Genomic DNA, 21,735 nt, shown 5'->3' with positions numbered 1-21,735 from the left:
GGAGAGAAGGCTCCACCCTCGAGGGCGCGATCGGCTAGCGGTAACCGCGCTTGAGCAGGTACCTGGCGCCCGCCTCGAAGCCCTCGGGGCTGAGCAGCTCGAACCCGAAGGCGTCGGCGAGCCGGTTGGTGACGGTGAAGGCGGCGCAGACGGCCAGCGCGTCCCGGACCTGTTGGGGCGAGACACCCGCGGCCAGCACCTCGCGCATGTCCTCGGCGCCGACGGTCCCCTCTCGGGTCAGCGTGCCGAGCATCCGCAGCGTCGCCCGCAGCGGCTCGGCGACGGGTGCCGACTCCAGGTCGGCCAGCACCGCCGCGACCCGTGGCGCGTCCTGGTACGCCCGGCTCGCCGTCGCGGTGTGCGCACGGATGCAGAAGGCCGACTCGTTCACCGCCGACACGTACGCCGCCATCAGCTCGCGGTCGCCCACCGACCAGTCGGACGGCCCGCGCATCGCCGCGTGGGTGAACTCCTTGGCCCGGGCACCGTAGAAGTCGGGCCGGTAGAAGGTCACCTTGGCGGCGTCCGGTACCGGGTGCCCGGAGAACAGCCGGATGAGCACGAACAGCAGCTTGGTCCCGAGGCCGTAGCCGCGGTCGAGGACGTCAAGACGCACGACCCGGCCTCCCCTCGCCCGCCGCCTCGGCCAGTGCCGCCAGCCCGGCGTCGTACAACCGGGCGGACCGGCCGACCGCGGCGCACACCACCAGCTCGAAGAGCTGGTCCTCGGTGCAGCCCGACGCCTTCGCCGCGGCCAGGTCCGCCTCGCTGACCTGCGCGGGCCTCTCGGCGACCTTGTCGATCAGCGCGTCCAACGGCGGGGCGAGGCCGACGCCCTCGAACGCATGCGCCCGCTGCTCCGCGGATGCCCTGCCCTCCCCGTTCAGCACGCGATCCACCAGGGCCCGGTGCAATGCTCGCTTCTCGTCCTCGTCCGGCACGGCGCCTCCGCCTCCTCCGCAGCTGGGCTGTCTGCCCTCAACGAGACGATCGGCGCGCTGCCGAACTCGACACGCCGGCGAACTCGCCGCCGTCGGTGCTGCCGGTGCCCGCGGGCTACTTCACCGCGTGCAGCAACGTGACGCCGAACCACGGGCCGCCGTACCAGTACTCCGGGCCGAGCGGGCGCAGGGTGCCCCGGCCGATGTGCGCGGCATACGTCCTGGCCATGGCCCCGATGTCGGCGACGAGCAGCTGCCCGCCCGGGCGCAGCACCCGCATGGCCTCGTCGACCGCGCGGTGGCGCGCCTCGGGCGACGGGATGTTGTGGATCGCCAGGGCGCTCGTCACGACGTCGAACGAGCCGTCCGCGAACGGCAGGGCCGTCATGTCCGCGGTGCGGACCTCCACCCGATCGGCGACCCCGGCCGCGGCGGCGTTCGCGAGCGTGGCCGCGGGACCGTTGCCGCTCTGGTCCTTGGTCCACAGGTCCACGCCGACCGCGCGTCCCGCCGGCAGCCGGCCGGCCGCCGCGATGAGCACGGCACCGCGACCGCAGCCGAGATCCAGCAGCCGCTCGTCCCCCTTCAGCCCGGCCCGGTCCAGTTCGCGCTCCCAGACCCGCAGCTTGCCGCGCACCGTGGTGTGCAGGTACACGCCGGCGTTGGCCAGGAGCGCCGCCCCCGCGATCGCCGTCGCGATCCGCCCCCGCCGCCACCGGACGGCGGCCAGGGAGCAGGCCACCCCGGCGGCGCCGAGCACCGCGGGGACCGGTGGCGCGTCGACCCCGTACCTCGGCCTGCTGAGCACTCTGTTCTCCGGCATGCTGTCAGTGTGATCCGAACTCTTACAGTCTGTCAAAGTTAGAACCGGGGTATCTTCCCCTCGATGACTGGCACGCGCGACGACGCTCCGCCGACCCGTCGCAGGCGATCCGACGCCCGGCGCAGCATCGACGCGATCCTCGACGCGGCGCGCACGCTGCTCGGCGAGCGACCCGACGCCAGCGTGGAGGACATCGCCACCGCGGCCGGCGTGAGCCGCCAGACCGTCTACGCCCACTTCCCCTCGCGCGACGCCTTGGTCGCCGCCCTCGTCGATGCCGCGAGGGCCGAGGGCCTCGCCGCCGTCGATGCCGCCTGCCTCGACGCCGCGCCGCCCGCCGACGCGCTGAGCCGGTTCCTCGACATCAGCTGGCAGCTCCTCGGCCGCTACCCCCTGCTGCTCGACCCCGCCCTCAACCGGGCCCCACGGCTGGACGGGAGCGACCCGCACCTCGCCGTCACCGATCTGCTCGAGCGGCTCATCCGGCGAGGTCAGAACTCCGGCGACTTCGACCGCACGCTCTCCGCCGGCTGGCTGGCCGCCGCCATCCTCGAACTGGGCCACACCGCCGCCGAACACGTCGCCGCCGGCCGCCTCACCACCGGCGAGGCCATGGCCGTGCTCCTGGAGAGCTCGCTGCGCCTCTGCGGCGGCCGCCCACGCAAGAGCGGCACCCCCGGCCCCACCTATTGAACGAACGTGCCGTTCGTCACCTCGCTCCGGATCTGGCTGCGCGCTGCCACGTCCACCCGCAACGCCTTCTTGTCGATCTTCCCGACCTTCGTGGTGGGCAACTCCTCCACCAGCACCAGGTGTTCGGGGAGCTTGAACCTCGCGACGCCCGCTGCGTCCATCGCGTCCCGCACCTCGTCGAGCGTGACGGTGGCACCGGGCCGCGGGACGACGTACACGCACACCCGCTCACCCAGCACCGCGTCCGGCATCGCGACCGCGGCGACCTGGCTGACGGCCGGCAGCTGGTAGACGAGGTTCTCCACCTCCTCGGCCGAGATCTTCTCGCCACCGCGGTTGATCATGTCCTTGTCCCGGCCCTCGACGACGAGGTTGCCCTCCGGGGTGCGGCGGCAGATGTCGCCGGAGCGGTACCACCCGTCGGCGGTGAACGCGCGGGCGTTCTGCTCCTCGGCCCGGTAGTAGCCGCGCGGGGTGTACGGCCCGCGGGTGAGCAGCGACCCCGGCTCGCCGTCGGGCACGTCCTCGTCGAGCTCGTCGACCAGCCGCACCTCGTCGTCCGGGCTGAGCGGCCGGCCCTGCGTGGTGCAGATGATCTCCTCGGGGTCGTCGAGCCGGGTGTAGTTGAGCAGGCCCTCGGCCATGCCGAACACCTGCTGCAGGGTGGCACCGAGCACCGGGCGCACGCGGCGGGCCAGCTCGTCGGCGAGCCGGGCGCCACCCACCTGCAGCACCCGCAGTGACGGGAGCGAGCCGTGCTCGGCGGCGTGCTCCAACCAGCGCCCGGCCACCGCGGGCACCACCGCGGTGTGGGTGACGCCCTCCGCGGCGATCGTCGCGAACGCCCGCGCGGGCTCGGGCGAGGGCAGCATCACGACCCGGCCGCCGGACAGCAGCGTGCCGAGGATGCCGGGGCAGGCCAGCGGGAAGTTGTGGCCCGCAGGCAGGCTCACCAGGTAGACGGTGTCGGCGCCGAGGCCGCACACGTCCGCGCTGGCCAGCGCGTTGTAGGCGTAGTCGTCGTGGGTGCGCGCGATCAGCTTCGGCAGGCCGGTGGTGCCGCCGGACAGCAGGAACACCGCGACGTCGCGGCTGTCCGGGTACCGGCCCGCCCACGCAGGCCCGGGCGCGCCCAGCCCCCGCAGGTCGTGGTGACCGTCGGCGACCTCGTCGCCCGCGACGAGCACGTGGCGCAGCGACGGCAACCCGGCGGCGAGCTGCGCGGCGAGCGACTGGTGGTCGAAGTCGCGGAGGCGGTCCGGCACCGCGATCGCGGCCGCCTCCGCGTGCGCGGCGAGGTGCGCCAGTTCCGTGCGGCGGTGCGCGGGCAGGGCCATGATCGGCACGATCCCCGCGCGCAGGCAGGCCAGCGTGAGGACGACGAACTCCCAGGTGTTGGGCAGCTGCACCACGATCCGGTCGCCGGCCGCGAGGCCCAGGCCGACGAGGCGGGCGGCCATCGCGTCGGCGCGCCCGGCCAGCTCGGCGTGGGTGAGGCGCAGGTCGCCGTCGACGAGCGCGACGGCGCCGGGGGCGCGCTCGGCCGCCTCGCGCAGCAGCTCACCGAGCGCCCTGCCCTGCCAGTGGCCCGCCGCGACGTACCGCCGCGCGAACTCATCCGGCCACGGAACGACACCCTGACCGACCATTCGACCGACCATCACGGACCTCCGTATCGCGCCCGGTCGGAACGCCGGCGAGGTGGCCATACCGCCGTCCTGTGCCGGTAAGGCCACCTTGCTGGCATCCACGACGCGCTCACCCGGGGACCACCACCACGTCGGCGCGGCCCGAGAGGACCATCGTCAGCGCGTCCGCGTCCCCGTCCACCAGGATCGCCGCCCGGCCCGCCATGCGGATCTCCTCGCAGAGCAGGGTGCGGGTGAACGGCGCACCTCCGTGCACGGCCACCAGCTCCGCTCCGCCGGCCACGGCCGCCCGGACCCGGGCCATGGCCGCCGGCAGGCCGGACTCGTCGGCCGGGGCCGCCACCCGCGCGGCGGCCGCCGGGACCTCGCTCAGCACCCGGCCGGGGAACGTGATGCCGCCCGCGGTCAGCGGACTGTCCAGCGGCTCCGCCCCGTGCCGCTCCACCCAGGCCCGGTGGGTGCGGTCGACGAACGCTGCGTCGCGGCGGGCGAGGCGGGCGTCGGTGATGCTGCGGGAGAGGAAGTGGTAGGCGAACTGCCACGGCTCGAACGCGTCGTGGTAGCGCCCGAAGTGCTCCCACCAGGACAGCGACGGGCGCGCGGAGCCCTGGATCGCGTCGACGGACGGCCGGGCCGCAGCCTCGTACGCGGCGAGCGCGGACGGCAGGTCGCCGGGGTGCGCGGCGACGGCCCGCGCGAGCGCGACCGCGTCCTCCATCGCCATCTTGGTGCCCGACCCCACGGAGAAGTGCGCGGTGTGCGCGGCGTCGCCGAGCAGGGCCACCGGGCGCGGGTCGAGCGTGGTCCAGCGGGCCGTGCGGCGGGTGCGGAAGTTGCCCCACCGGGAGTTGTTCACCAGCAGCTCGTGGCCCTCGATCTGCTCGGCGAACACCTCCTCCAGGTACGCGCGGGTCTTCTCGTCGCTCGGCCCGGGCGGCTGGGACACGTCGAACTCGTCGAGCCCCGCGGCGCGCCAGGACTCCTCGTCGGTCTCCACGATGAACGTCGACACGTCGGGGCCGATCGGATAGCCGTGCACGGCGAACACGCCGTGGGGGCCGCGCTCGTGGACGAACGTGAGCCCGTCGAAGAGGTAGTCGGTGCCGAACCAGATGAACCTGGCGCTGGCGGTGTCGACGGTGGAGCCGAACGCGGGTTCCAGCGCGGTGCGGATCTGGGAGCCGGTGCCGTCGGCGGCGACGACGAGGTCGTACCCGTCGAGGTCGGCGAGCGCGACCTCGGTGGAGAACCGCAGGTCGGCCCCCAGCCCGCGGGCCCGCTCCTGCAGCAGCCCGAGCAGGGTGCGCCGCACGATCGCGGCCATGCCGTTGCCGCCGCAGCGGATCCGCTCCCCCTTGAGCCGCACCTCGATGGCGTCCCAGTGCCGGCCGTGCTGCTCCAGGGCCTCCCGCAGCACCGGGTCGGCCGCGACGATCCCGGCGAGGGCGCGGTCGGAGAACACCACGCCGAACCCGAACGTGTCGTCGGCGCGGTTGCGCTCGAACACCGTGACGTGGACGGACGGATCCAGCTTCCGGAGCATCGCGGCCAGGAACAGCCCGCCCGGTCCCCCGCCCGCGACGGCGACGCGCATCAGACCTCCGTTGTCCGGGGCACGGACGGGAACTCTACAACGGTCTCCGAACGGCCGTACAGATTGTGTAACGCACTAGATCAGGAGGCCTGCGCGAGCTCCCCGAGCACCCCGTCGACGAACGCCTCGGCCGGCGCGCGCAGCAGGCCGTGGGCCTCGAGGAACACCTCGTGGGCCGCCCGGCCCGACCAGCCCTCGGGCAGCAGTTCCGGCGGCAGGTCGGGGTCGCGGAACGGGAAGCGCCGGTAATCCTGCACGAGGTGCATCCGCGCCACGAGCGCGTCGCGCCCCGGGAGCCCGCGGCGGTACTCGGCCAGCCGGGGCCGGTACTGCTCCAGCAGCACGGCGTAGTCGCGGTCGAGCCCGGCGAGGTCCCACGCGCGGCTCGCCATGTCCCGGTCGGCCGCCGGCCCCTCCGACCGGGACCGCAGGACGTCGAGCCGCACCGAGGTGTGCTCGGCCAGATGCGTGCGCACCTCGCCGGTCCGGTCGTGCGGGCTGATCCACACCGACGGCGCGAGCGGTCCGAAGCCCAGCCAGGCCAGTTGTTTGCGCAGCCCCTCCCGCAGCGCCCGCTCGGCCTCGGGCACCTGGTAGATCACCGTGTGCCACTGCCCGTCCCACGGCCAGGTGGCGCGGTCGAAGATCCGGGAGCGGCCCTCGTCGAGCAGCCGCCATGCGGTGTCGGTGAGCACGTAGACGGTCTCGCGCCCGTCGCGGCGGCTCTCCAGCCACCCCTCCTTGCGCAGCCGCGCGGCCACCACCCGCACCGTGGGCTCCGGCACGTCGAAGCAGGCCATGAGCGCCCCGAGCGCCCGCAGCCGGACCTCACCACCGCGGTAGCGCAGGTAGTCGCCGAACAGGTCGAACACGAGCGAGCGCGCCTTCACGCCGGTCAGCATATCCGCGACAGTACGCAGACGGGCGTCGCTCGATCGTCCGGTCCAACGCCTCGATGGCACGTTCCGGCCCCCTCCCATCGCCGGGAGGAGGCAGGATCACACCGCGAGGGAGCATGCGGATCGTGATCGTCGGCCTCGGGTACCTGGGGGACGTCGCGCCGTACCCGCTGGGCCAGCCGTTCTGGGCCGCCCGCCCCGCCGGGCCGGGGTGGCCCCGGCGGCCCTGCCCACCGAAGGCCCGGTGCCGGAGCCCTCGCGGCTGGGGCAGCGGTCGGCCGGTGTTGTGCCGACGTTGAACCCGCACGTCGGCGACGTACCCGGGGGTCATGATCGTGCGCCAGAATCGTCGCCGGAGCGCTGCTGCGCGCTGGAGCAGGCCGGGGGGATACGGAACGGTGCGAGAACATGGGCTGCCGCTGTTCGTCGACGATGATCATCTGGCGGTGCTGGACCGGGACGGCAACGTGACCCGGCTGCCGCTCACGGGCGACGGGGCCGTCACGGCCCTGGCTCCGTACCGGCACACGAGTTCCGAAACCAGCGAGGAGCACGGGAGGGGCATACGCACGTGGTGGCGGGTGGCCGGCATGGGTCGGCGTCCCCCCGGTTCCTCACAGCCGGAAGCGCTCGCCCAGGTGGGCTTCTCCGCGGGCCGTAGCTGGGAACGGTCGTCCAGCGTCGAGGTGGAGTGGGGCATCGCCGCACTCGACCGCGACGGCAACGTGCTGCTGCGGATGCGCCCGCTGCGCGCCCGGCGCCGGATGCGCGGCTTCGCGGCGGACTGCGGCCTGGAGTTCGTCGAGCAGCAGATCACCGATCCCGGGCGGCTCGCACCGGCACCCGAGGTGATCACGAGCACGAGCGCCCTGTTGGGCACGGGCGCCCGCAATGCGATCGAGACGGTCAGCTGGTTGCTCGCACTGACCATCGGCTTCGCGGTCTACGCAGCGCTGGGTGGAGGCGTGGTCGCCGCGATCGTCGCGGTGGTCGCGGGCCTCGGCGGCGAGTTCCTGATCCAACGGCTGCTGACCCGCTGCGGCGTCCGGATCGCGATGCGGTCCCGTACCTGACCGCCTGCGGTCGTACCGGTGCTCCGGCACTGGATCAGGCGTCGGATCAGGCGTCCGGTCCCCCGCCGGGGGGCGCCGCGGCGCTGCCCCGCACCACCAGCCGGGTCGGCATGGTCTCGAGCGCCGGCCCGCCGTCCCCCCCGAACTGCGCCAGCAGCAACCGCATGGCCGCGCTCCCCATCTCGTAGGTCGGGATCGCCACCGTGGTGAGGGTGGGCCGGACGTACCGGGCGATGGGGGTGTCGTCGAAGCCGACGATCGAGACGTCGTCCGGGATCCGGCGCGCGGTGTCGGCGGCCGCGGCGTAGGCGCCGAGCGCGACGCGGTCGTTCGCGCACAGCAAGGCGGTGGGCGGACGGCTCGGCCGGAGGATCTCCCGCGCCAGCGCGTAGCCGCTCTCCTCGGTGAAGTCGCCGTACCGGACAGCGGGCGCCAGCCTGTCCAGCCCGGAGGCCTTCAGCGCGTCCCGGAACCCCTGTGCGCGGTCCTGCACCGTGGTGGACGTCGCGGGGCCACCGACGAACGTGATCCGGCGGTGCCCGAGGCCGATCAGGTGCTCGGCCGCGGCGCGGCTCGCCGCCACGTTGTCGATGCGCACCGACGGGTGTGCCGTGAGGTGGCGGCCAACAGCCACCAGCCCGGTGCGGTACCTGCCGAGCACCGCGGTGCGCTCGGGCACGTCGGCCCACCCGCCGCCGGCCACCACGATGCCGTCGACGCGGGTCTTGATCAGGGTGTCGAGGTATCCGGTGATCTTGGCGGGGTCCCGGTCGGTGTTGCAGAGCACCACCCGGTACCCGTGGCTCGACGCCACGTCCTCCACCCCGCGCACCAGCGGCGGGTAGTAGGGGTTGGAGATGTCCGGGACCACCAGCCCGATCGCGGCCGTGCGGTGCTGGAGCAGGGCGCGCGCGAGGTCGTTGGGGCGGTAGCCGAGCTCGTCGATGGCGCGCTCGACCTTGTCCCGCGTCTCCTTGCGCATCGGCACGTCGGCCGTGGCCGGGCTGAGCACGCGCGACACCGTGGCGACGGACACGCCCGCCGCGGCGGCCACGTCCCTGATGCTGACCGCGCCCTTGCTCCTCGGCATCCCACGCACTCCCTACGGTCGCCCACTCAGGGAACGAGGACGACCTTCATCGGGTCACCGTCGCGCTCGCGCACCACGCGGAACGCCTCGGCGATGTCCTCGAGCGGGAAGCGGTGGCTGACCAGCTCCTCGCCGCGCAGCCCGCCGCCCGCGGCCATCGCCATCGCGCGCTTCACGTTGTTGCCGCCCTCGCCACGCGAGGTGAACATCGAGATGTCGCTGCGCACGGCCGCGGACAGGTCGAGGGTGACCGGGCCGGGGTAGAACGCCACGAACACGATCTTCCCGGCGCGCTTGGTCATCGCGATGCACTGGTCGGGCACGCCCGGCCCGCCGGAGGTCTCGATCACCCAGTCCGCTCCGTCGCCGCCGGTCAGCTCGCGCACGCGCGCCACCGGGTCGGTCTCCCGCGCGTTGACGATCTCGGTGGCGCCCAGCCGCCGCCCGAGCTCGAGGCGCGAGTCCCGGGTGCCGACCAGCGTGACGCTGCGAGCGGCGAGCTGCCGGCACAGCTGCACGGTCATGAGCCCGATCGGCCCGGGCCCGACGACCACGACGTCCTGGCCCGCCATGTACCCCCCGGCCACGTCGATGCCGTAGAGGCCGGTGCCCGCCGTGGTGACGAGGACGGCGTCGGCGAACGAGATGTTGTCGGGCATCTTGTAGAGCGCCTTGACGTCGTGCACGGCGTACTGGGCGAACCCGCCGTCCACGGTGATGCCGCTGGCCCGCTGCCCCTTGCCCGGCTTGGCGTAGTTCAGGCAGGCGGTGTACTTGCCGATGATGCAGTTGTCGCAGCGCCCGCAGCCGGAGTGCACCTCGATGGCGACGCGGTCGCCGACCGCGAACTCGTCGACGGACTCACCGAGCGCCACCACGGTTCCCGCCCACTCGTGACCGGGGGTGAACTCGCCGAACGGCGGCGTCTGCGGGAAGTGGCCGTCGAAGATCTTCAGGTCGGTGCCGCAGGCACCGCACATCGCGACCTGGACGAGCACCTGGTACGGACCGGGCTGCGGCACCGGGCGGTCGACGACCCGGATGTCGCCGGGGCCGTAGAGCACGGCGGCACGCATCGTGTCCGGAATGGGGCGAGTGGCGGTGGGGGCCGCATCGACGTCGGCGGTCATGTCACTCCTCGGGTCGCTCTGATCAAGTCGATCAAGTCACTGCTGCGCTCACGCGGGCGGACAGGTGCCGCAGCAGGGCCTCCGCCGCCGCCACCGCGAACCGCGGGTCGTTGATCGACAGGTCCAGCTCGCGGTACTCGACGTGCGGGGCGAGATCACCCCGCAGCCGGGCGACGAACGCCGCGTTCGCCTCGGGATCATGCAGGATGCCGCCGGGCGAGCCGATCTGGGACCAGCCCAGCAGCGGGACCAGGACGGTGGTGGGCCCGGTGGCGGCGTTCGCGCGCAGGGCGAACAGGGCGCCGAGCCGGTCCAGCTCGGCGGCCCCCGCCCGGACGTTCGTGTTGTGCGAGTTGTGGTGGTGCACCGGCCGGTCCCGCAGGTGCGGCGGGATCGTCTCCTCGGCGCCGAAGCAGAAGTACTCGCACCCGCCGGGCGCCAGTACCTGCGGGATGCCCCGCTCGCCCGCCGCGGTGAGGCGCCCGGGCCGGACCGGGGTGTAGATGTCGGCGGGCTCGATCTCGCCCAGCAGCTCGTGCGTGGTGAGGTCGAGCACGCCGGCGAACGCGCCCTCGGCGACCAGCCGCTCCATGGCCGACCCGCAGGCACCCGATGCGTGGAACGCCACCGTCTCGACGCCGTCGGCCCGCAGCCGGTCGATCGCGGCCGTGACCGCGGCGTGGGTGTTGCCGAACGCCGTGGCCGCGACGAGCGGGCGGGCACCGGGGGGTGGTGCCGGCCTGCCCGCCGCGACCATCCCGGCGACCGCGGCCGCCGCCCCGCGCAGAACGGGGGCGGTGACCGCGTTGGGGCCGCCGAGCAGGTCCGCGACCGAGAACATCATCGTGACGTCACTGTCACCGACGTAGCCGCGGACGTTTCCGGAGGCGACCGTGGACACGATCACCTTGGGCACGCCGTACGGCAGCGGCCGCATCGCCGCGGCCGCCACCTCCGTGCCCTGGTTGCCGCCGACGGCGAGCACCCCGCTGAGCTGCCCGGCGCCGTGCCAGACGCGCAGCAGGAGTCCCGCGCCTGCGGCCATCTCTGCCATCGCCCGGTCCCGCCGGGTGTGCTCGCGGAGGTCCGCGAGCGACGCCCCGGCGGCGTGCGCCACCACGTCGGCGGGCACGTCGCGCTCCGGGTCGGCGAGCTCGGTGGCCCGCAGCCCGACGTCGACGATCCGGGTGGGGTGCCCGAGCTCGGCCAGCACGTCGCGGAGGTACTGCGCCTCGCCCTCCTTGGTGTCCAAGGTGGCGAGCACCGCGACGAACGGCTCCATCAGCGGACCTCCGCCATGGGGTCGGTGTCGTCGGCGAGCGGGATCTTCGCAGGCGCCGTGCCCCGGATCGCGGCCGCGAGCGACGCCACCTTCGCGCAGTCCTCCAGGTACTCCGTGCGGAAGTACGCGGTGCGCAGGTCCGGGCCGATCGTGATCGACCCGTGCTCGCGCAGGACGACGGCCCGGACGTCCGGGTCGGCGTACACCCGCGCCACCGCCTCCGCCAGCTCGGGGGACCCGGCCGGCAGCAGCTCCACGTACCCGATCTTCTGCAGGTGGCCCCGCGCCGCCGTGTGGACGAGCGGGAGCGGCTCGTCCGCCACGGCGAACGCGACGACGTGCGGCGGGTGCAGGTGCACCACCGCGCCGGTGTCCGGCCGCGCCCTGTAGAGCGCGGCGTGCCAGCGCCACTCCTTGGACGGGCGCCGGCCCGGGTCGAGGACCTCGCCGTCGAGGGTCATCAGGACCGTGTCGCTGAGGTCCATGTCCCCCTGGCAGCGGCCCGTCGCCTTGATGAGGATGAGGTCCGTGCCCGGCACCCGCAGGCTGTTGTTCCCGCTGACGCCGGCCACCAGCCCCCGCTCGTAGCCGCGCCGGGACCAGGTGACCAGCTCCTCCCGCAACAGCTGGAGGACCACCTGGTCCGGTTCGGACATTCCCCCGCCCCTCAGGCGCGCGACGGGTAGTCGCTGTTGGTGATCTCCACCTTGAACTGCCGGACCTCGGTGACGAAGTCGGCCAGGTGCGCCGACATCCGGTCGAGCATCTGGAGCCCCTTCTCCTTGGTGGAGCGGAAGGGGTTGCCGATGGTGGCGGTGTCGCTGTACTCGTGGTGCTCCATCGGCACCCAGATGTTCTCCGACCCCTGGAACTTCACGGTGGCCGTGCCGTCGATCTTGGAGAACTTGTCGGTCATGTAGGCCGGCGCGTGCGCCCGGTCCTGGACGGCCCGCTCCATGTGCACCAGCCCGTCGGCGGTGGCCATCAGCGCCGAGGTCTCGAGCTCGCTGGAGTGCCAGCCCGGGGTCTCCTCCGGCGGGTTGTCGAACAGGTCCTGCACCACCGACGCGTCCCGCTCGGTCGGGGTCTTGTAGTAGGCGATGAACGCGCCGGTGTCGTAGCGCAGCTGGCGCATCACCTCGTCGATCGGCTTCGTGTTCGAACCGTGGTGCGACACGAAGACGATCTTCCGGAACCCGTGGTAGATGAGGCTGCGCGCGACGTCGCTCATCAGCCGCCGGTATGTCTCGGCCCGCAGCGTGATCGTGCCCGCACCCTCCAGGTGACGGCCCATGTGGTGCGGCGAGTAGCCGAAGGGCACCAGTGGCGAGTAGAGGACGTCGGCGGCCTTGGCGGCCCGCTCGACGACCTCCATCGTCACGTAGCTGTCGGTGCCCAGCGGGATGTGGGCACCGTGCTTCTCGGTGCTGCCCAACGGCACGAGCACCACGTCCTGGTCGCTGCCCTCACCGAGCCGCTCCTGCACCTCCGCGTAGGACAGCGCGAGGATGTTGTGCTTGCGGTCGATGTCGGCGTCGGCGTCGACGTAGTCCTTCTCGCCAACCTTGTCGGTCATGAACCGTGCCTTCCTTCTATTCGGGGTTCAGGGAGCTAGCGCCAACGCGCGTCTCCGGTCTGCACGCCCAGCGAGTCGACGGCGTCGATGACCGGTCCGGCATCGACGAGCTGCTCGTAGGCGGGCGGCTGGTTCTCGAGGATCCCGAGCTCACCCATCCGCCGCATCGTCGCCTTGATGCGGGCCTTGTCGAGCCCGGTGTTCACCGGGAAGACACCCTGCTGGCCCAGCAGCCGGTCGTAGGCCTCCGAGATCACCTGCTCGTCGAACTCGGTGGCCTTGGCGACGATCTTGACGGTCTCGTCCTTGTTCTCGTACATGAACCGGTGGGCCCGGGTCAGCGCCGTCATGAACTTGACAGCGGTGTCGCGGTTGGCGTCGAGCCACGCGCGCGACACGAAGTAGGTGCCGTAGTGGTAGTCGGGGACGATGTCGGCCATCTCGGCGATCACGTGCATGTCCGGGTGGTCGCGCTGGACCGCAACGGCCTGCTCGGTCTGCAGGATCGCGTTCTGGATCCGGCCGTCGACCAGGGCGGCGTTGTAGGACTGCGCGTCGACCGGGATGTACTGCACGTCGTTCGGGGTGAGCCCGGCGGACTGCAGCACGAGGCGGGTCATCACCTCGCGGAACGCGCCCACCTCCTGCACACCCACCTGGCGGCCGCGCAGGTCGGCCGGGGTCTGCACGGACGCGGGGGCGACCGACGAGACCGTCAGCTTGTCGGTGTAGGCGCCGATGATCACGACGTCGCCACCGCCGGCCGCGGCGTTCACGACGGGCTCGATGCTGGCGCCCCCGATCTCCAGTGCACCGCCGACCACGCCCTGCACCACGGAGACGCCGGAGCGCAGGTTCTGCGTCTCGACGGTGAGGCCGACCTCGGAGAGGAAGCCCTTCTCGGTCGCGACGGCGATGTCGGCGTTGGCGAAGCTGGTGACGCCCGTCGGGAGGCCCACCCGGATCGCCTGTCCCTCGGCGCGCGGTTCCTGGTCGGCCGTCGGCGAGTCCCCGAAAGCGCCGCATCCGGCGAGCAGGCCGGTGACGGCGACGGCGGCGAGTAGGGAGCGGAGTCGTCTCATGGATCAGTCCTTTGCTGCCCACCGCACGACTCTGCGCTCGGCCCATTCGAGCAGCGCCGTCAGCGTGATGCCGAGCAGCGCGATCAGCAGGATCGGGACAAAGGTGCGGTCGGTGCGGAAGCTGTTGGCGTTGGTGACGATCAGATTGCCGAGGCCCGCGAAAGCCGTGAAGAACTCCGCGACGATCACACCGATCAACGCGCGTCCGATGGCCAGCCGCAAGCCGGTGACAACATACGGCAGCGCCGAAGGCAAGATCAGGTCGATCCACATCCTGCTCTCTTTGGAGCAGAAGGACTGGGCCACCTCGACGAGGTCGCGATCCACCTCCTTGACCCCGCGCATGGTGTTGATCAGCACCGGAAACAGCACGAACAGCATCACGACGACCGTCTTCGCCGTGGGCCCGAACCCGAACCAGACGACGATCACCGGGATCAGGGCCACCGTCGGGGTGGCGTAGAGGGCGTTCAGCGGCAACTCGATGAACGCACTGAGCGCCTGGCTGCGGCCGGCCGCCAACCCGAACGCCAGGCCGGCCGCGATCCCGATCAGCGAGCCGACGCACAGCACGACCATGCTCTCGGCGAACGCCTTCGAGAGGCTGCCGTCGGCGATCATCTCGAAGGTCGCGGCGATGATCCTGCTGGGCGAGGACAGCAGCACGGGGTTGATCGCACGGCCGTACAGCTCCCACGCGATGGCGATGAGGAGCACCGAGGACAGGCGCAGTGTCCACCGCATGGCCGGTGACAGGCCACGCCGCGTCCGGACCGGCCTCCTGGCCGGGGCGGCCGGCGCAGGCGTCGCAGCGGCGGGGGCGCTCACGGCGTCTCCCCGGTCTGCAGCGCGTTCCACAGGGTGTCGCGCAGCTGCGGGTAGCCGGGGTGGGTCCGCACGGAGCGGGCGCTGCGCGGGCGCGGGATGTCCACCGGCACCTCCAGCGCGATCCGCCCGGGCGGGCCCGCGATGACGACCACGCGGTCGGCCATGAGGATCGCCTCGTCGATGTCGTGGGTGATCAACATCCCGGTCGTGTCGGCGCTGCGCTCCCAGAGCTCGAGCACCTCGTTCTGCAGGAGCTCGCGCGTGATCGCGTCGACCGCGCTGAAGGGCTCGTCGAGCAGGAGCAGCTCGGGCTCGACGGCGAGCGCGCGGGCGATCCCGACGCGCTGCTTCATCCCGCCGGAGAGCTGGTGCGGGTAGTGGTCCGCGCAGTGGGCGAGGTTCATGATCCGCAGCAGGCGGTCGACCCGCTCGCCCGTGTCGTCGGCGACGCGGCCCTGGACGCGCAGGCCGTACTCGACGTTCGTGCGCACCGTCTTCCACGGGAAGAGCCCGAAGTGCTGGAAGACCATCGCGATGCGCGGGGTCGGCGCCACCACCGGCTCGCCGTCGAGGTGGACCGACCCGCCCGACAGCGGCAGTAGCCCGGCGACGCTGCGCAGGAGCGTGGTCTTCCCGCCCCCCGAGGTGCCGATGATGCAGACGAACTCGTGCGGGGCGACCTCGAGCGAGATGCCGTCGAGGATCTGGTTGCCGCCCAGGCGGACCGCGACGTTCTCGACGCGGACCTTGGAGCCGTGCGGGGACGCGTCGCCTGCGCTCTCGGGGCCGGGCGCCGGGACCGTCCCCGGCACGGATGTCAGGTGCGTTGCGGGCGTACGTGGCGGCAATCCGACCTCCCGTGGCTTCGTCGCCGTGGGTGTAACGCTTTTCAGAAACGCGTTACAGACCCTAGGTGCGGCCGCGAAGCCGTGTCAACCACTGCATGTGAGGACTCGGCTCGCGGACTCACCCGACCGGGCGTATCGTCCGGTTCGGCACGGAAATGTGGTTCCGCCACGCGGAACTGGAGCTCATCGGCGAGCACCGGAGGGAGCCGGCATGACCACTCGTTCCACCGGCCAGGCAGGGGGATCCGGCGGGACGACCGAGCCGCGTGAGCTGCGGCGAGTCGTCTTCGGCGCGCTCGTCGGCACGGCGCTGGAGTGGTACGACTTCTTCATCTACGGCACGGCCGCGGCGCTCGTGTGGGGCGTGCTGTTCTTCCCGCAGTCCGACCCGACCATCGGCACCATCACCGCGTTCGCCACGTTCGGCGTCGGGTTCGTGTTCCGGCCGCTCGGCGGGATCCTCTTCGGTCACATCGGCGACCGCATCGGGCGCCGCGCCACGCTCATCCTGACCACGCTCGTCATGGGCCTGTCGACCGGCGTCATCGGGCTGCTGCCGACCTACGACACGATCGGCGTCTGGGCTCCGGTCCTGCTCGTGCTGCTGCGCGTGCTGCAGGGGCTGGGCGCCGGGGCCGAGTTCGGCGGCGCCTCCACCCTGCTCGCCGAGCACGCGCCGGCGCACCGGCGCGGCTACTACTGCTCGTTCGCCCAGCTCGGGGTGCAGGTCGGGCTGGTGCTGGCCACCGTGTCGTTCCTGCTGGTCGGGCTGCTGCCGGAGGAGCAGCTGGTCGCGTGGGGCTGGCGGGTGCCGTTCCTGGTGAGCTTCCTGATGATCGCCGTGGCGCTCTACGTGCGGCTGCGCGTGGAGGAGTCGCCGGTGTTCCGCGCGATGGCCGCCGAGCAGCAGGTGATCAAGCTGCCCGTCCTGGAGACGCTGCGCACCTACCCGCGCAACCTGCTGATCGGCGTCGGCGCGCACATCGGCGACACGGCGTGCGCCTACCTCTACGCCACGTTCACCGTCTCCTACGCCACCAGCACCCTCGGCATCTCCCGCGGCACCGTGCTGACCGGCGTCATCATCTTCGGGCTGGTCGTGATCGCGCTGCAGCCGGTGTACGGGGCGTTGTCCGACCGCATCGGCCGCAAGCCGCTCAACCTGTTCTCCATGGTGTTCACCGCGGTGTTCATCTTCCCGTTCTTCCTGCTCCTGCAGACCGAGCAACCGGTGCTGGTCGTGATCGCGCTCGTGGTCGCCACCGCGCTCGGGTGGGCCCCCGTGATCGCGGTGCAGCCGGCGTTCTACGCGGAGCTCTTCGGCGCCCGCGTGCGCTACAGCGGCTTCGCCACCTCCCGGGAGATCGGCGCCGCCCTGGCCGGGTTCACCCCGCTCATCGCGGCCGCGCTGGTGGCCGCCGCGGACGGAGCGCCGTGGGTCGTCGCCGCCTACATCGCCGCCCTCTGCCTGATCTCCCTCATCGCGTTCGCGGCGGCGCCGGAGAGCAAGGACATCGACATCGCGGAAGCGGGGCCGTCCCGGCTGCACGCGAACCGGTGACTCCGGCGGCGCCTTGTGGCAGTGCCTCCGGCCTGCCCGGGTGGGGGCGCGGCGCTCGCAGTGATCTCCGGCGTCGACGCACCCTCTGTCCTGCCACGCGCCCCGTCGACGGGTTGCATCGACCGACAAGGGGTGGCGCGAGCGGACACGAGGTGCGCGACGACCTGCAAGCCTTGCAGATCGGTCAGGGGGTCGGCCGGCCTTCGTCGAAGAGCGCGTCGCCGAGGCTGTGGTGCAGGTCCAGGTGCTCGTGGATGGCGGCCGTCTGGAACGCGCGGGCCACCGCCGAGCCCGCACCGTCGATCACGATCTTCAGCGCGATCCCGCGCAGGGTGGCGTGCTCGTGCGCGTCGATCAGCACGGCGAGTCCCGCCGAGCCGAGGAAGCTCACCGCCGTCAGGTCGACCACGATGCCCGTCGGGGCCCTGGCATCGCGGTCGTCGAGGACCTCGTCGAGCGCCGCGCGCAGGCGCGGACCCGAGGTGAGGTCGATCTCCCCGCTGACGGTCAGCACGCTGACCGAGCCGGCCCGCACCGGCGTGATCGTCACCATCCTCCGGTTGCTCCACTCGGCGTCGAGATTTCGGGCGAGCAGAGAACCATACCCCGAATGGGGGAGGGGTGCCGGAGGTTCGACGTTCGCCGGCTCCGCTGCTACGACCTCGCAGCGAGCCGGGCGTAGACGTCCCCGGAGCGCCCGAGGGGCCGGACGCGCTCGAGGAGCGCGACCAGGCCCGGGGCGTCGAGCCAGCGGTCGGAGGAGAACCGCATGGTCTCGACGGGCGAGTAGTTGTACCGGTAGTCGCCGAGCTGCTGCACCCGCTCCAGCACGGCGAGGGACCGCTCGTGCGTGGGCGGCAGGTACTCGAACGACAGCGCCGGGAGCGGCCGGGAGAGCCCGGCCAGCACATCCGCCTCGAAACCCTCGACGTCGATCTTGCAGAACGCCGGCAGGCCGTGCGTCGTGATCAGGTCGTCGAGCGTGGTGACGTCCACCTCGACCGATCGGTCCCACCGCACGCGGGCGAAGCTGCGGTCGGCGACCACCGACTCCCGCCAGTCCTGCGACATCGACGACACCGTCGGCGTCGCGGTCGACACCCCGAGCCGCGCGCGCCCGGCCCGTGCGCCGACCGCCCGCGGCTCGATCGTCACCTCGCGGTCCCGCCCGAAGAGCAGCCGCAGCACGCGCAGGCAGTCGGGCTGGGGCTCGACGGCCACCACGCGCGCCCCCAGCCGCCGCCAGGTGCGCACCCGGCCGCCGACGTGGGCGCCGACGTCGAACGCGAGGTCGCCCGGGCCGAGGAACTCGCCGTACAGGCGCACCGCGCGGCGGTGCTTGGCGGGCTGCCCGTGGTAGATGACCAGCGAGCGCGCGATACCCCAGGCGCGGGCGAGCATCGGGAGACCGTACCGCGCCCGCCGGGGCCGCTCCCGCCCGCGTCCACGGCGCTATCGTGGGCGCGAACGACCGACCCGGGAGGTGAGACCGATCGACCCACGACCACGGGCGCTCTCCTCCCAGCACGCGGAGTAGCGCCCTCCGGCTCCCCTGGAAGGCATTCCGTGACCGCCACCCCGCTTCCCGCCCCGGTCGCCGACCTCATCGCCCGGCTCAGGGCGGCTGGCTGCGTCTTCGCCGAGGACGAGGCCCGGCTGCTCGTCGACGCCGCCCGCAGTTCCGCCGAGCTCGCCGAAATGGTCGAGCGGCGCGTCGCGGGCCTCCCCCTCGAACACCTACTGGGCTGGGCCGAGTTCGCCGGGCGGCGCGTGGCCGTCGACCCCGGCGTCTTCGTCCCCCGCCGCCGCACCGAGCTCCTCGCCAGGGAAGCCGCGCGACGCGCCCGCAGCGGCGCCGTCGTGGTCGACCTGTGCTGCGGCTCGGGCGCCGTGGGCGTCGCGGTGGCGGCCGCCGTACCCGGCATCGAGCTGCACGCCGCCGACGTCGACCCGGCGGCGGTGCGCTGCGCCCGCCGCAACGTCGGCGCCGTCGGCGGGTGGGTCCACGAGGGCGACCTCGACGCCCCGCTGCCGCCGACGCTCGCCGGCCGGGTGGGCGTGCTCGTGGCCAACGCCCCCTACGTGCCGACGGACGCGGTCGGGCTGATGCCGCCCGAGGCCCGCCTGCACGAACCCCGGGTGGCCCTCGACGGCGGCGCGGACGGGCTCGACATCCAGCGCCGGGTAGCCGCCGCCGCTCCGCGCTGGCTCGCCCCCGACGGCCACCTGCTGATCGAGACGAGCGAGCGACAGGCCCCCCACACCGCCGCGGCGATGGCAGCCGCGGGCCTGGCGGCGCAGGTGGTGCAGGACGCGGACCTGGACGCGACCGTGGTGGTCGGCCGGCGAGCCGAGGGGTGACGCGGGGCGCAGAGGTTCGGGGCGCCACCCAGCTCGCACACCAACACCGTCGCCCGCACACGAACTGCAGTTGCTGTGCGAGCGACGGAGTTGGTGTGCGAGCGGACGGGGCGCGGCCGGTACCGTCGCGGGTGGGGGAGGCGACATGGCGAACGAGGGGTACTGGGCCCGTTACGAGTCGACGATCGACGAGCAGATCCGCAAGGCCGAGGAGCGCGGTGACTTCGCCGACCTGCCCGGCAAGGGCAAGCCGCTGCCCGGGATCGACGCCCCGTACGACGAGAACTGGTGGATCAAGAGCTGGGTCGAGCGCGAGGGCGTGCCGTCCGACGCGCTGCTGCCCACCCCGCTTCAGCTGCGCAAGGAGGCCGAGCGGCTCCCCGAGGAAGTGCGTGACCTCCCCACCGAGGAGGCCGTGCGCGCAGCGGTGTCCGACCTGAACCGGCGCATCGCCGAGTGGGTGCGCGCGCCGTCCGGGCCGGCCATCCCGGTCCGGCGGGTCGACCCCGAGGCGATCGTCCGGAGCTGGCGGGCGTCCCGGTCCGCCCCGTCGCCCGCACCGGTGGTGGACGCTCCCACCCGCACCCGCTGGTGGCGGCGCCGGCGCAACGGCTGACCGGCCCTACCGCCGCGGCAGCTCGCTCGGCCCCACGTGGTCGGCGAGCCACTCCGTGAGCGGCTGCAGCTCCCGCCAGGTGCGGGCCACCCGATCCAGGGTGCCGGGCTCGTGCAGCACGTCGTCCGGCTCCCAGGCGCGCCAGGCGTAGAGACCCTTGTGCCGCAGCAGGTCGATTCGCGGGTGGTCCGCGTCGTAACCGCGGGGCCGGGTCTTGAGGGTCTCCCCCGCCAGCGTCAACCCCTCGAACGCGGCGAGCCGCTTCTCGAGGTCGCCGCCGCGGCGGTCGTCGGCCACGGCCGTGCGGTAGCGGCCGACCTGGTCGGGTGCCATCCGGTAGTAGCCGCCCGCGACCAGCAGGCCGTCGGAGCCGACCTGCACGTAGAACGGCCCGACGGTGGCGCCGCAGTGGGTCTTGTACGGGGTCTTGTCGTGCGAGAACCGGACGTCTCGGTACGGCCGGAAGATCTTGCCGGGGCCGAACTCCGGCTCGAGCGCGGCGAGCAGCGCCTGCATCGGGGCGCGGACGTCCGCCTCGTACACGTTGCGCTGGTCGGTCCAGTAGGCCTTCGAGTTGTCGGCGGTGAGCCCGTCGTAGAACTCGACGGCGCCTTCCCCGAAACCCGTGAACGTCATGTCGTGCGATCCCCCGCCTCGGCCGGGTCCTTCTTCTGGCTCCCAGTGTCCTGCCCGTCGGCGTCCGGCCCCTCGTCCTTCTCGTCGGGCGGCTCGGCCTCGGCGGCGGCACCGTCCGGCACCGGCTGCTCGACGGGCGCGGCCGCGGGGCCCTCCAGCACCTCCCGGGGCTTGCGCACGAGCGCGATGTAGAGCACCGCCGCCGCGAACACGACCGCGGCGACGACGACGTTGATCCGGATGTCCCCGAACACGCGGGTGGCGTGGTCGGTGCGCATCTGCTCGATCCAGAACCGGCCCGCCGTGTAGCCGGCGACGTACACGGCGAACGCGCGGCCGTGGCCGAGCCGGAACCGCCGGTCGGCCCACACCACGAGGGCGGCGATGGCGAGGTTCCACACCAGCTCGTACAGGAACGTCGGGTGGACCACCACGGTGGGAACGTGGCTCACCGCCACGCCGCCCAGGTCGTCGCGCAGCCCCGTGACCGGATTGACGCGCTCGTAGATCTCCAGGCCCCACGGGAGGGTGGTGGGTGCGCCGTAGAGCTCCTGGTTGAACCAGTTTCCCAGCCGCCCGATGGCCTGCGCGGCCACGATGCCGGGCGCCACGGCGTCGGCGAAGAACGCCAGCGGCACGCCGCGGCGCCGGCACCCGATCCAGGCCCCGACGGCGCCGAGCGCGATCGCGCCCCAGATCCCCAGGCCGCCCTCCCAGATCCGGAGGGCGCCCAGGGGATCACCGCCGGGCCCGAAGTAGGTGTACCAGTCGGTCATCACGTGGTAGAGCCGGCCGCCGACCAGCCCGAACGGCACCGCGAACACGGCGATGTCGGTGACCGTGCCCTGCTGCCCGCCGCGCGCCACGAACCGGCGCTCGCCCCACAGCACCGCGACGACGATGCCGGCGATGATGCAGAGCGCGTAGGCGCGGATCGGGATCGGACCGAGCATCCAGACCCCGCGATCCGGGCTCGGGATGTAGGCCAGCACGGAGACGACGGCAGGGCTCACGTCGTCACGGTATCCCGCTGACCCCCACGCCGGTCGGGCG

Annotated in this window: 23 protein-coding genes; 5 read left to right on the top strand and 18 right to left on the bottom strand. The window is 73.0% G+C overall.

The window, feature by feature from the left end; all coding sequences use genetic code 11:
• Nucleotides 1–34: 34 nt before the first annotated feature.
• The 3 genes from ABEA81_RS13030 to ABEA81_RS13020 all read right to left on the bottom strand — a co-directional run bounded on the left by ABEA81_RS13030 (nucleotide 35) and on the right by ABEA81_RS13020 (nucleotide 1,764).
• A complete protein-coding gene (locus ABEA81_RS13030; RefSeq protein WP_345605254.1) occupies nucleotides 35–616 on the bottom strand; it encodes a carboxymuconolactone decarboxylase family protein in 582 nt (193 codons plus the stop codon).
• Entirely contained in the window at nucleotides 606–941 is a 336-nt protein-coding gene (locus tag ABEA81_RS13025; RefSeq protein ID WP_345605253.1) for a hypothetical protein, read from the bottom strand. The genes ABEA81_RS13030 and ABEA81_RS13025 overlap by 11 nt, the downstream gene beginning before the upstream one ends.
• A 115-nt stretch (nucleotides 942–1,056) precedes the next feature.
• Nucleotides 1,057–1,764: a class I SAM-dependent methyltransferase gene (locus tag ABEA81_RS13020; protein ID WP_345605252.1), complete on the bottom strand. Its 708-nt coding sequence runs from the start codon at nucleotides 1,762–1,764 to the stop codon at nucleotides 1,057–1,059.
• 63 nt (nucleotides 1,765–1,827) lie between these two features.
• Between ABEA81_RS13020 and ABEA81_RS13015 the strand changes: the two genes are divergently transcribed.
• Nucleotides 1,828–2,457, top strand: a complete 630-nt coding sequence (locus ABEA81_RS13015; protein WP_345605251.1) for a TetR/AcrR family transcriptional regulator — start codon at nucleotides 1,828–1,830, stop codon at nucleotides 2,455–2,457.
• Here the strand turns inward: ABEA81_RS13015 and ABEA81_RS13010 are convergent.
• The 3 genes from ABEA81_RS13010 to ABEA81_RS13000 form a co-directional block, all read right to left on the bottom strand.
• Nucleotides 2,451–4,106: a (2,3-dihydroxybenzoyl)adenylate synthase gene (locus ABEA81_RS13010; protein ID WP_345605250.1), complete on the bottom strand. Its 1,656-nt coding sequence runs from the start codon at nucleotides 4,104–4,106 to the stop codon at nucleotides 2,451–2,453. The genes ABEA81_RS13015 and ABEA81_RS13010 overlap by 7 nt on opposite strands.
• A gap of 109 nt (nucleotides 4,107–4,215) precedes the next feature.
• Nucleotides 4,216–5,700: an FAD-dependent monooxygenase gene (locus ABEA81_RS13005; RefSeq protein WP_345605249.1), complete on the bottom strand. Its 1,485-nt coding sequence runs from the start codon at nucleotides 5,698–5,700 to the stop codon at nucleotides 4,216–4,218.
• A gap of 80 nt (nucleotides 5,701–5,780) precedes the next feature.
• Nucleotides 5,781–6,602 (bottom strand): PaaX family transcriptional regulator, encoded by an 822-nt coding sequence (locus tag ABEA81_RS13000; RefSeq protein ID WP_345605248.1) that lies wholly within the window; start codon nucleotides 6,600–6,602, stop codon nucleotides 5,781–5,783.
• 395 nt (nucleotides 6,603–6,997) lie between these two features.
• Between ABEA81_RS13000 and ABEA81_RS12995 the strand changes: the two genes are divergently transcribed.
• Nucleotides 6,998–7,672, top strand: coding sequence for a hypothetical protein (locus tag ABEA81_RS12995; RefSeq protein ID WP_345605246.1), 675 nt, complete (start codon nucleotides 6,998–7,000; stop codon nucleotides 7,670–7,672).
• A 46-nt stretch (nucleotides 7,673–7,718) separates the two neighbouring features.
• Here ABEA81_RS12995 and ABEA81_RS12990 read toward each other — a convergent pair whose 3' ends face one another.
• The 8 genes from ABEA81_RS12990 to ABEA81_RS12955 are packed head-to-tail and all read right to left on the bottom strand — an operon-like array spanning nucleotide 7,719 to nucleotide 15,472.
• Nucleotides 7,719–8,762: a LacI family DNA-binding transcriptional regulator gene (locus ABEA81_RS12990; RefSeq protein ID WP_345605244.1), complete on the bottom strand. Its 1,044-nt coding sequence runs from the start codon at nucleotides 8,760–8,762 to the stop codon at nucleotides 7,719–7,721.
• 26 nt (nucleotides 8,763–8,788) lie between these two features.
• Nucleotides 8,789–9,892 carry a zinc-dependent alcohol dehydrogenase gene (locus ABEA81_RS12985; RefSeq protein ID WP_345605243.1) on the bottom strand — a complete coding sequence of 368 codons (1,104 nt, stop codon included), beginning with the start codon at nucleotides 9,890–9,892 and terminating at the stop codon, nucleotides 8,789–8,791.
• Between the two features lie 31 nt (nucleotides 9,893–9,923).
• Nucleotides 9,924–11,174, bottom strand: a complete 1,251-nt coding sequence (locus ABEA81_RS12980) for a Tm-1-like ATP-binding domain-containing protein (RefSeq protein ID WP_345605242.1) — start codon at nucleotides 11,172–11,174, stop codon at nucleotides 9,924–9,926.
• Nucleotides 11,174–11,830, bottom strand: coding sequence for a class II aldolase/adducin family protein (locus ABEA81_RS12975; protein ID WP_345605241.1), 657 nt, complete (start codon nucleotides 11,828–11,830; stop codon nucleotides 11,174–11,176). Before ABEA81_RS12975 ends, ABEA81_RS12980 begins: the two co-directional genes overlap by 1 nt.
• 11 nt (nucleotides 11,831–11,841) lie before the next feature.
• Nucleotides 11,842–12,750, bottom strand: coding sequence for a creatininase family protein (locus ABEA81_RS12970; RefSeq protein ID WP_345605240.1), 909 nt, complete (start codon nucleotides 12,748–12,750; stop codon nucleotides 11,842–11,844).
• Nucleotides 12,751–12,785: 35 nt separating this feature from the next.
• A complete protein-coding gene (locus ABEA81_RS12965) occupies nucleotides 12,786–13,832 on the bottom strand; it encodes an ABC transporter substrate-binding protein (RefSeq protein WP_345605239.1) in 1,047 nt (348 codons plus the stop codon).
• A gap of 3 nt (nucleotides 13,833–13,835) precedes the next feature.
• Entirely contained in the window at nucleotides 13,836–14,660 is an 825-nt protein-coding gene (locus ABEA81_RS12960) for an ABC transporter permease (protein ID WP_345605238.1), read from the bottom strand.
• Nucleotides 14,657–15,472: an ABC transporter ATP-binding protein gene (locus ABEA81_RS12955; protein ID WP_345605237.1), complete on the bottom strand. Its 816-nt coding sequence runs from the start codon at nucleotides 15,470–15,472 to the stop codon at nucleotides 14,657–14,659. Before ABEA81_RS12955 ends, ABEA81_RS12960 begins: the two co-directional genes overlap by 4 nt.
• A gap of 247 nt (nucleotides 15,473–15,719) precedes the next feature.
• Between ABEA81_RS12955 and ABEA81_RS12950 the strand changes: the two genes are divergently transcribed.
• Nucleotides 15,720–17,069: an MFS transporter gene (locus ABEA81_RS12950; RefSeq protein ID WP_345605236.1), complete on the top strand. Its 1,350-nt coding sequence runs from the start codon at nucleotides 15,720–15,722 to the stop codon at nucleotides 17,067–17,069.
• 184 nt (nucleotides 17,070–17,253) lie between these two features.
• On the opposite strand, the gene ABEA81_RS12945 is transcribed toward ABEA81_RS12950, so the two are convergent.
• Together ABEA81_RS12945 and ABEA81_RS12940 are read right to left on the bottom strand one after the other, a co-directional pair.
• A complete protein-coding gene (locus tag ABEA81_RS12945; RefSeq protein ID WP_345605235.1) occupies nucleotides 17,254–17,622 on the bottom strand; it encodes an STAS domain-containing protein in 369 nt (122 codons plus the stop codon).
• 101 nt (nucleotides 17,623–17,723) lie between these two features.
• A complete protein-coding gene (locus ABEA81_RS12940; protein ID WP_345605234.1) occupies nucleotides 17,724–18,470 on the bottom strand; it encodes an FkbM family methyltransferase in 747 nt (248 codons plus the stop codon).
• 165 nt (nucleotides 18,471–18,635) lie between these two features.
• Here ABEA81_RS12940 and ABEA81_RS12935 point away from each other — a divergent pair, with 165 nt between their 5' ends.
• Both ABEA81_RS12935 and ABEA81_RS12930 read left to right on the top strand, forming a co-directional pair.
• Nucleotides 18,636–19,430: a putative protein N(5)-glutamine methyltransferase gene (locus tag ABEA81_RS12935; RefSeq protein ID WP_345605233.1), complete on the top strand. Its 795-nt coding sequence runs from the start codon at nucleotides 18,636–18,638 to the stop codon at nucleotides 19,428–19,430.
• A gap of 145 nt (nucleotides 19,431–19,575) precedes the next feature.
• Nucleotides 19,576–20,046 carry a DnaJ family domain-containing protein gene (locus ABEA81_RS12930; protein WP_345605232.1) on the top strand — a complete coding sequence of 157 codons (471 nt, stop codon included), beginning with the start codon at nucleotides 19,576–19,578 and terminating at the stop codon, nucleotides 20,044–20,046.
• A 6-nt stretch (nucleotides 20,047–20,052) separates the two neighbouring features.
• On the opposite strand, the gene ABEA81_RS12925 is transcribed toward ABEA81_RS12930, so the two are convergent.
• The gene (locus ABEA81_RS12925; protein ID WP_345605230.1) at nucleotides 20,053–20,682 is read right to left on the bottom strand and encodes a DUF2461 domain-containing protein; all 630 of its coding nucleotides are present in this window, start codon (nucleotides 20,680–20,682) and stop codon (nucleotides 20,053–20,055) included.
• Entirely contained in the window at nucleotides 20,679–21,695 is a 1,017-nt protein-coding gene (lgt, locus tag ABEA81_RS12920; protein ID WP_345605229.1) for a prolipoprotein diacylglyceryl transferase, read from the bottom strand. The genes ABEA81_RS12925 and lgt overlap by 4 nt, the downstream gene beginning before the upstream one ends.
• Nucleotides 21,696–21,735: the final 40 nt, after the last annotated feature.

This window comes from Pseudonocardia adelaidensis, from assembly GCF_039543345.1.
Lineage (GTDB): Bacteria > Actinomycetota > Actinomycetes > Mycobacteriales > Pseudonocardiaceae > Pseudonocardia > Pseudonocardia adelaidensis.
This window is presented reverse-complemented; position numbering and strand designations above follow the sequence as displayed.

Bases quoted from the DNA above. Each gene is read 5' to 3' on its own strand.
- ABEA81_RS13020 (WP_345605252.1), bottom strand. From the start codon at position 1,764: ATGCCGGAGAACAGAGTGCTCAGCAGGCCGAGGTACGGGGTCGACGCG.
- ABEA81_RS13015 (WP_345605251.1), top strand. From the start codon at position 1,828: ATGACTGGCACGCGCGACGACGCTCCGCCGACCCGTCGCAGGCGATCC.
- ABEA81_RS13010 (WP_345605250.1), bottom strand. From the start codon at position 4,106: ATGGTCGGTCAGGGTGTCGTTCCGTGGCCGGATGAGTTCGCGCGGCGG.
- ABEA81_RS13005 (WP_345605249.1), bottom strand. From the start codon at position 5,700: ATGCGCGTCGCCGTCGCGGGCGGGGGACCGGGCGGGCTGTTCCTGGCC.
- ABEA81_RS13000 (WP_345605248.1), bottom strand. From the start codon at position 6,602: ATGCTGACCGGCGTGAAGGCGCGCTCGCTCGTGTTCGACCTGTTCGGC.
- ABEA81_RS12990 (WP_345605244.1), bottom strand. From the start codon at position 8,762: ATGCCGAGGAGCAAGGGCGCGGTCAGCATCAGGGACGTGGCCGCCGCG.
- ABEA81_RS12985 (WP_345605243.1), bottom strand. From the start codon at position 9,892: ATGACCGCCGACGTCGATGCGGCCCCCACCGCCACTCGCCCCATTCCG.
- ABEA81_RS12980 (WP_345605242.1), bottom strand. From the start codon at position 11,174: ATGGAGCCGTTCGTCGCGGTGCTCGCCACCTTGGACACCAAGGAGGGC.
- ABEA81_RS12975 (WP_345605241.1), bottom strand. From the start codon at position 11,830: ATGTCCGAACCGGACCAGGTGGTCCTCCAGCTGTTGCGGGAGGAGCTG.
- ABEA81_RS12970 (WP_345605240.1), bottom strand. From the start codon at position 12,750: ATGACCGACAAGGTTGGCGAGAAGGACTACGTCGACGCCGACGCCGAC.
- ABEA81_RS12965 (WP_345605239.1), bottom strand. From the start codon at position 13,832: ATGAGACGACTCCGCTCCCTACTCGCCGCCGTCGCCGTCACCGGCCTG.
- ABEA81_RS12950 (WP_345605236.1), top strand. From the start codon at position 15,720: ATGACCACTCGTTCCACCGGCCAGGCAGGGGGATCCGGCGGGACGACC.
- ABEA81_RS12945 (WP_345605235.1), bottom strand. From the start codon at position 17,622: ATGGTGACGATCACGCCGGTGCGGGCCGGCTCGGTCAGCGTGCTGACC.
- ABEA81_RS12940 (WP_345605234.1), bottom strand. From the start codon at position 18,470: ATGCTCGCCCGCGCCTGGGGTATCGCGCGCTCGCTGGTCATCTACCAC.
- ABEA81_RS12930 (WP_345605232.1), top strand. From the start codon at position 19,576: ATGGCGAACGAGGGGTACTGGGCCCGTTACGAGTCGACGATCGACGAG.
- ABEA81_RS12925 (WP_345605230.1), bottom strand. From the start codon at position 20,682: ATGACGTTCACGGGTTTCGGGGAAGGCGCCGTCGAGTTCTACGACGGG.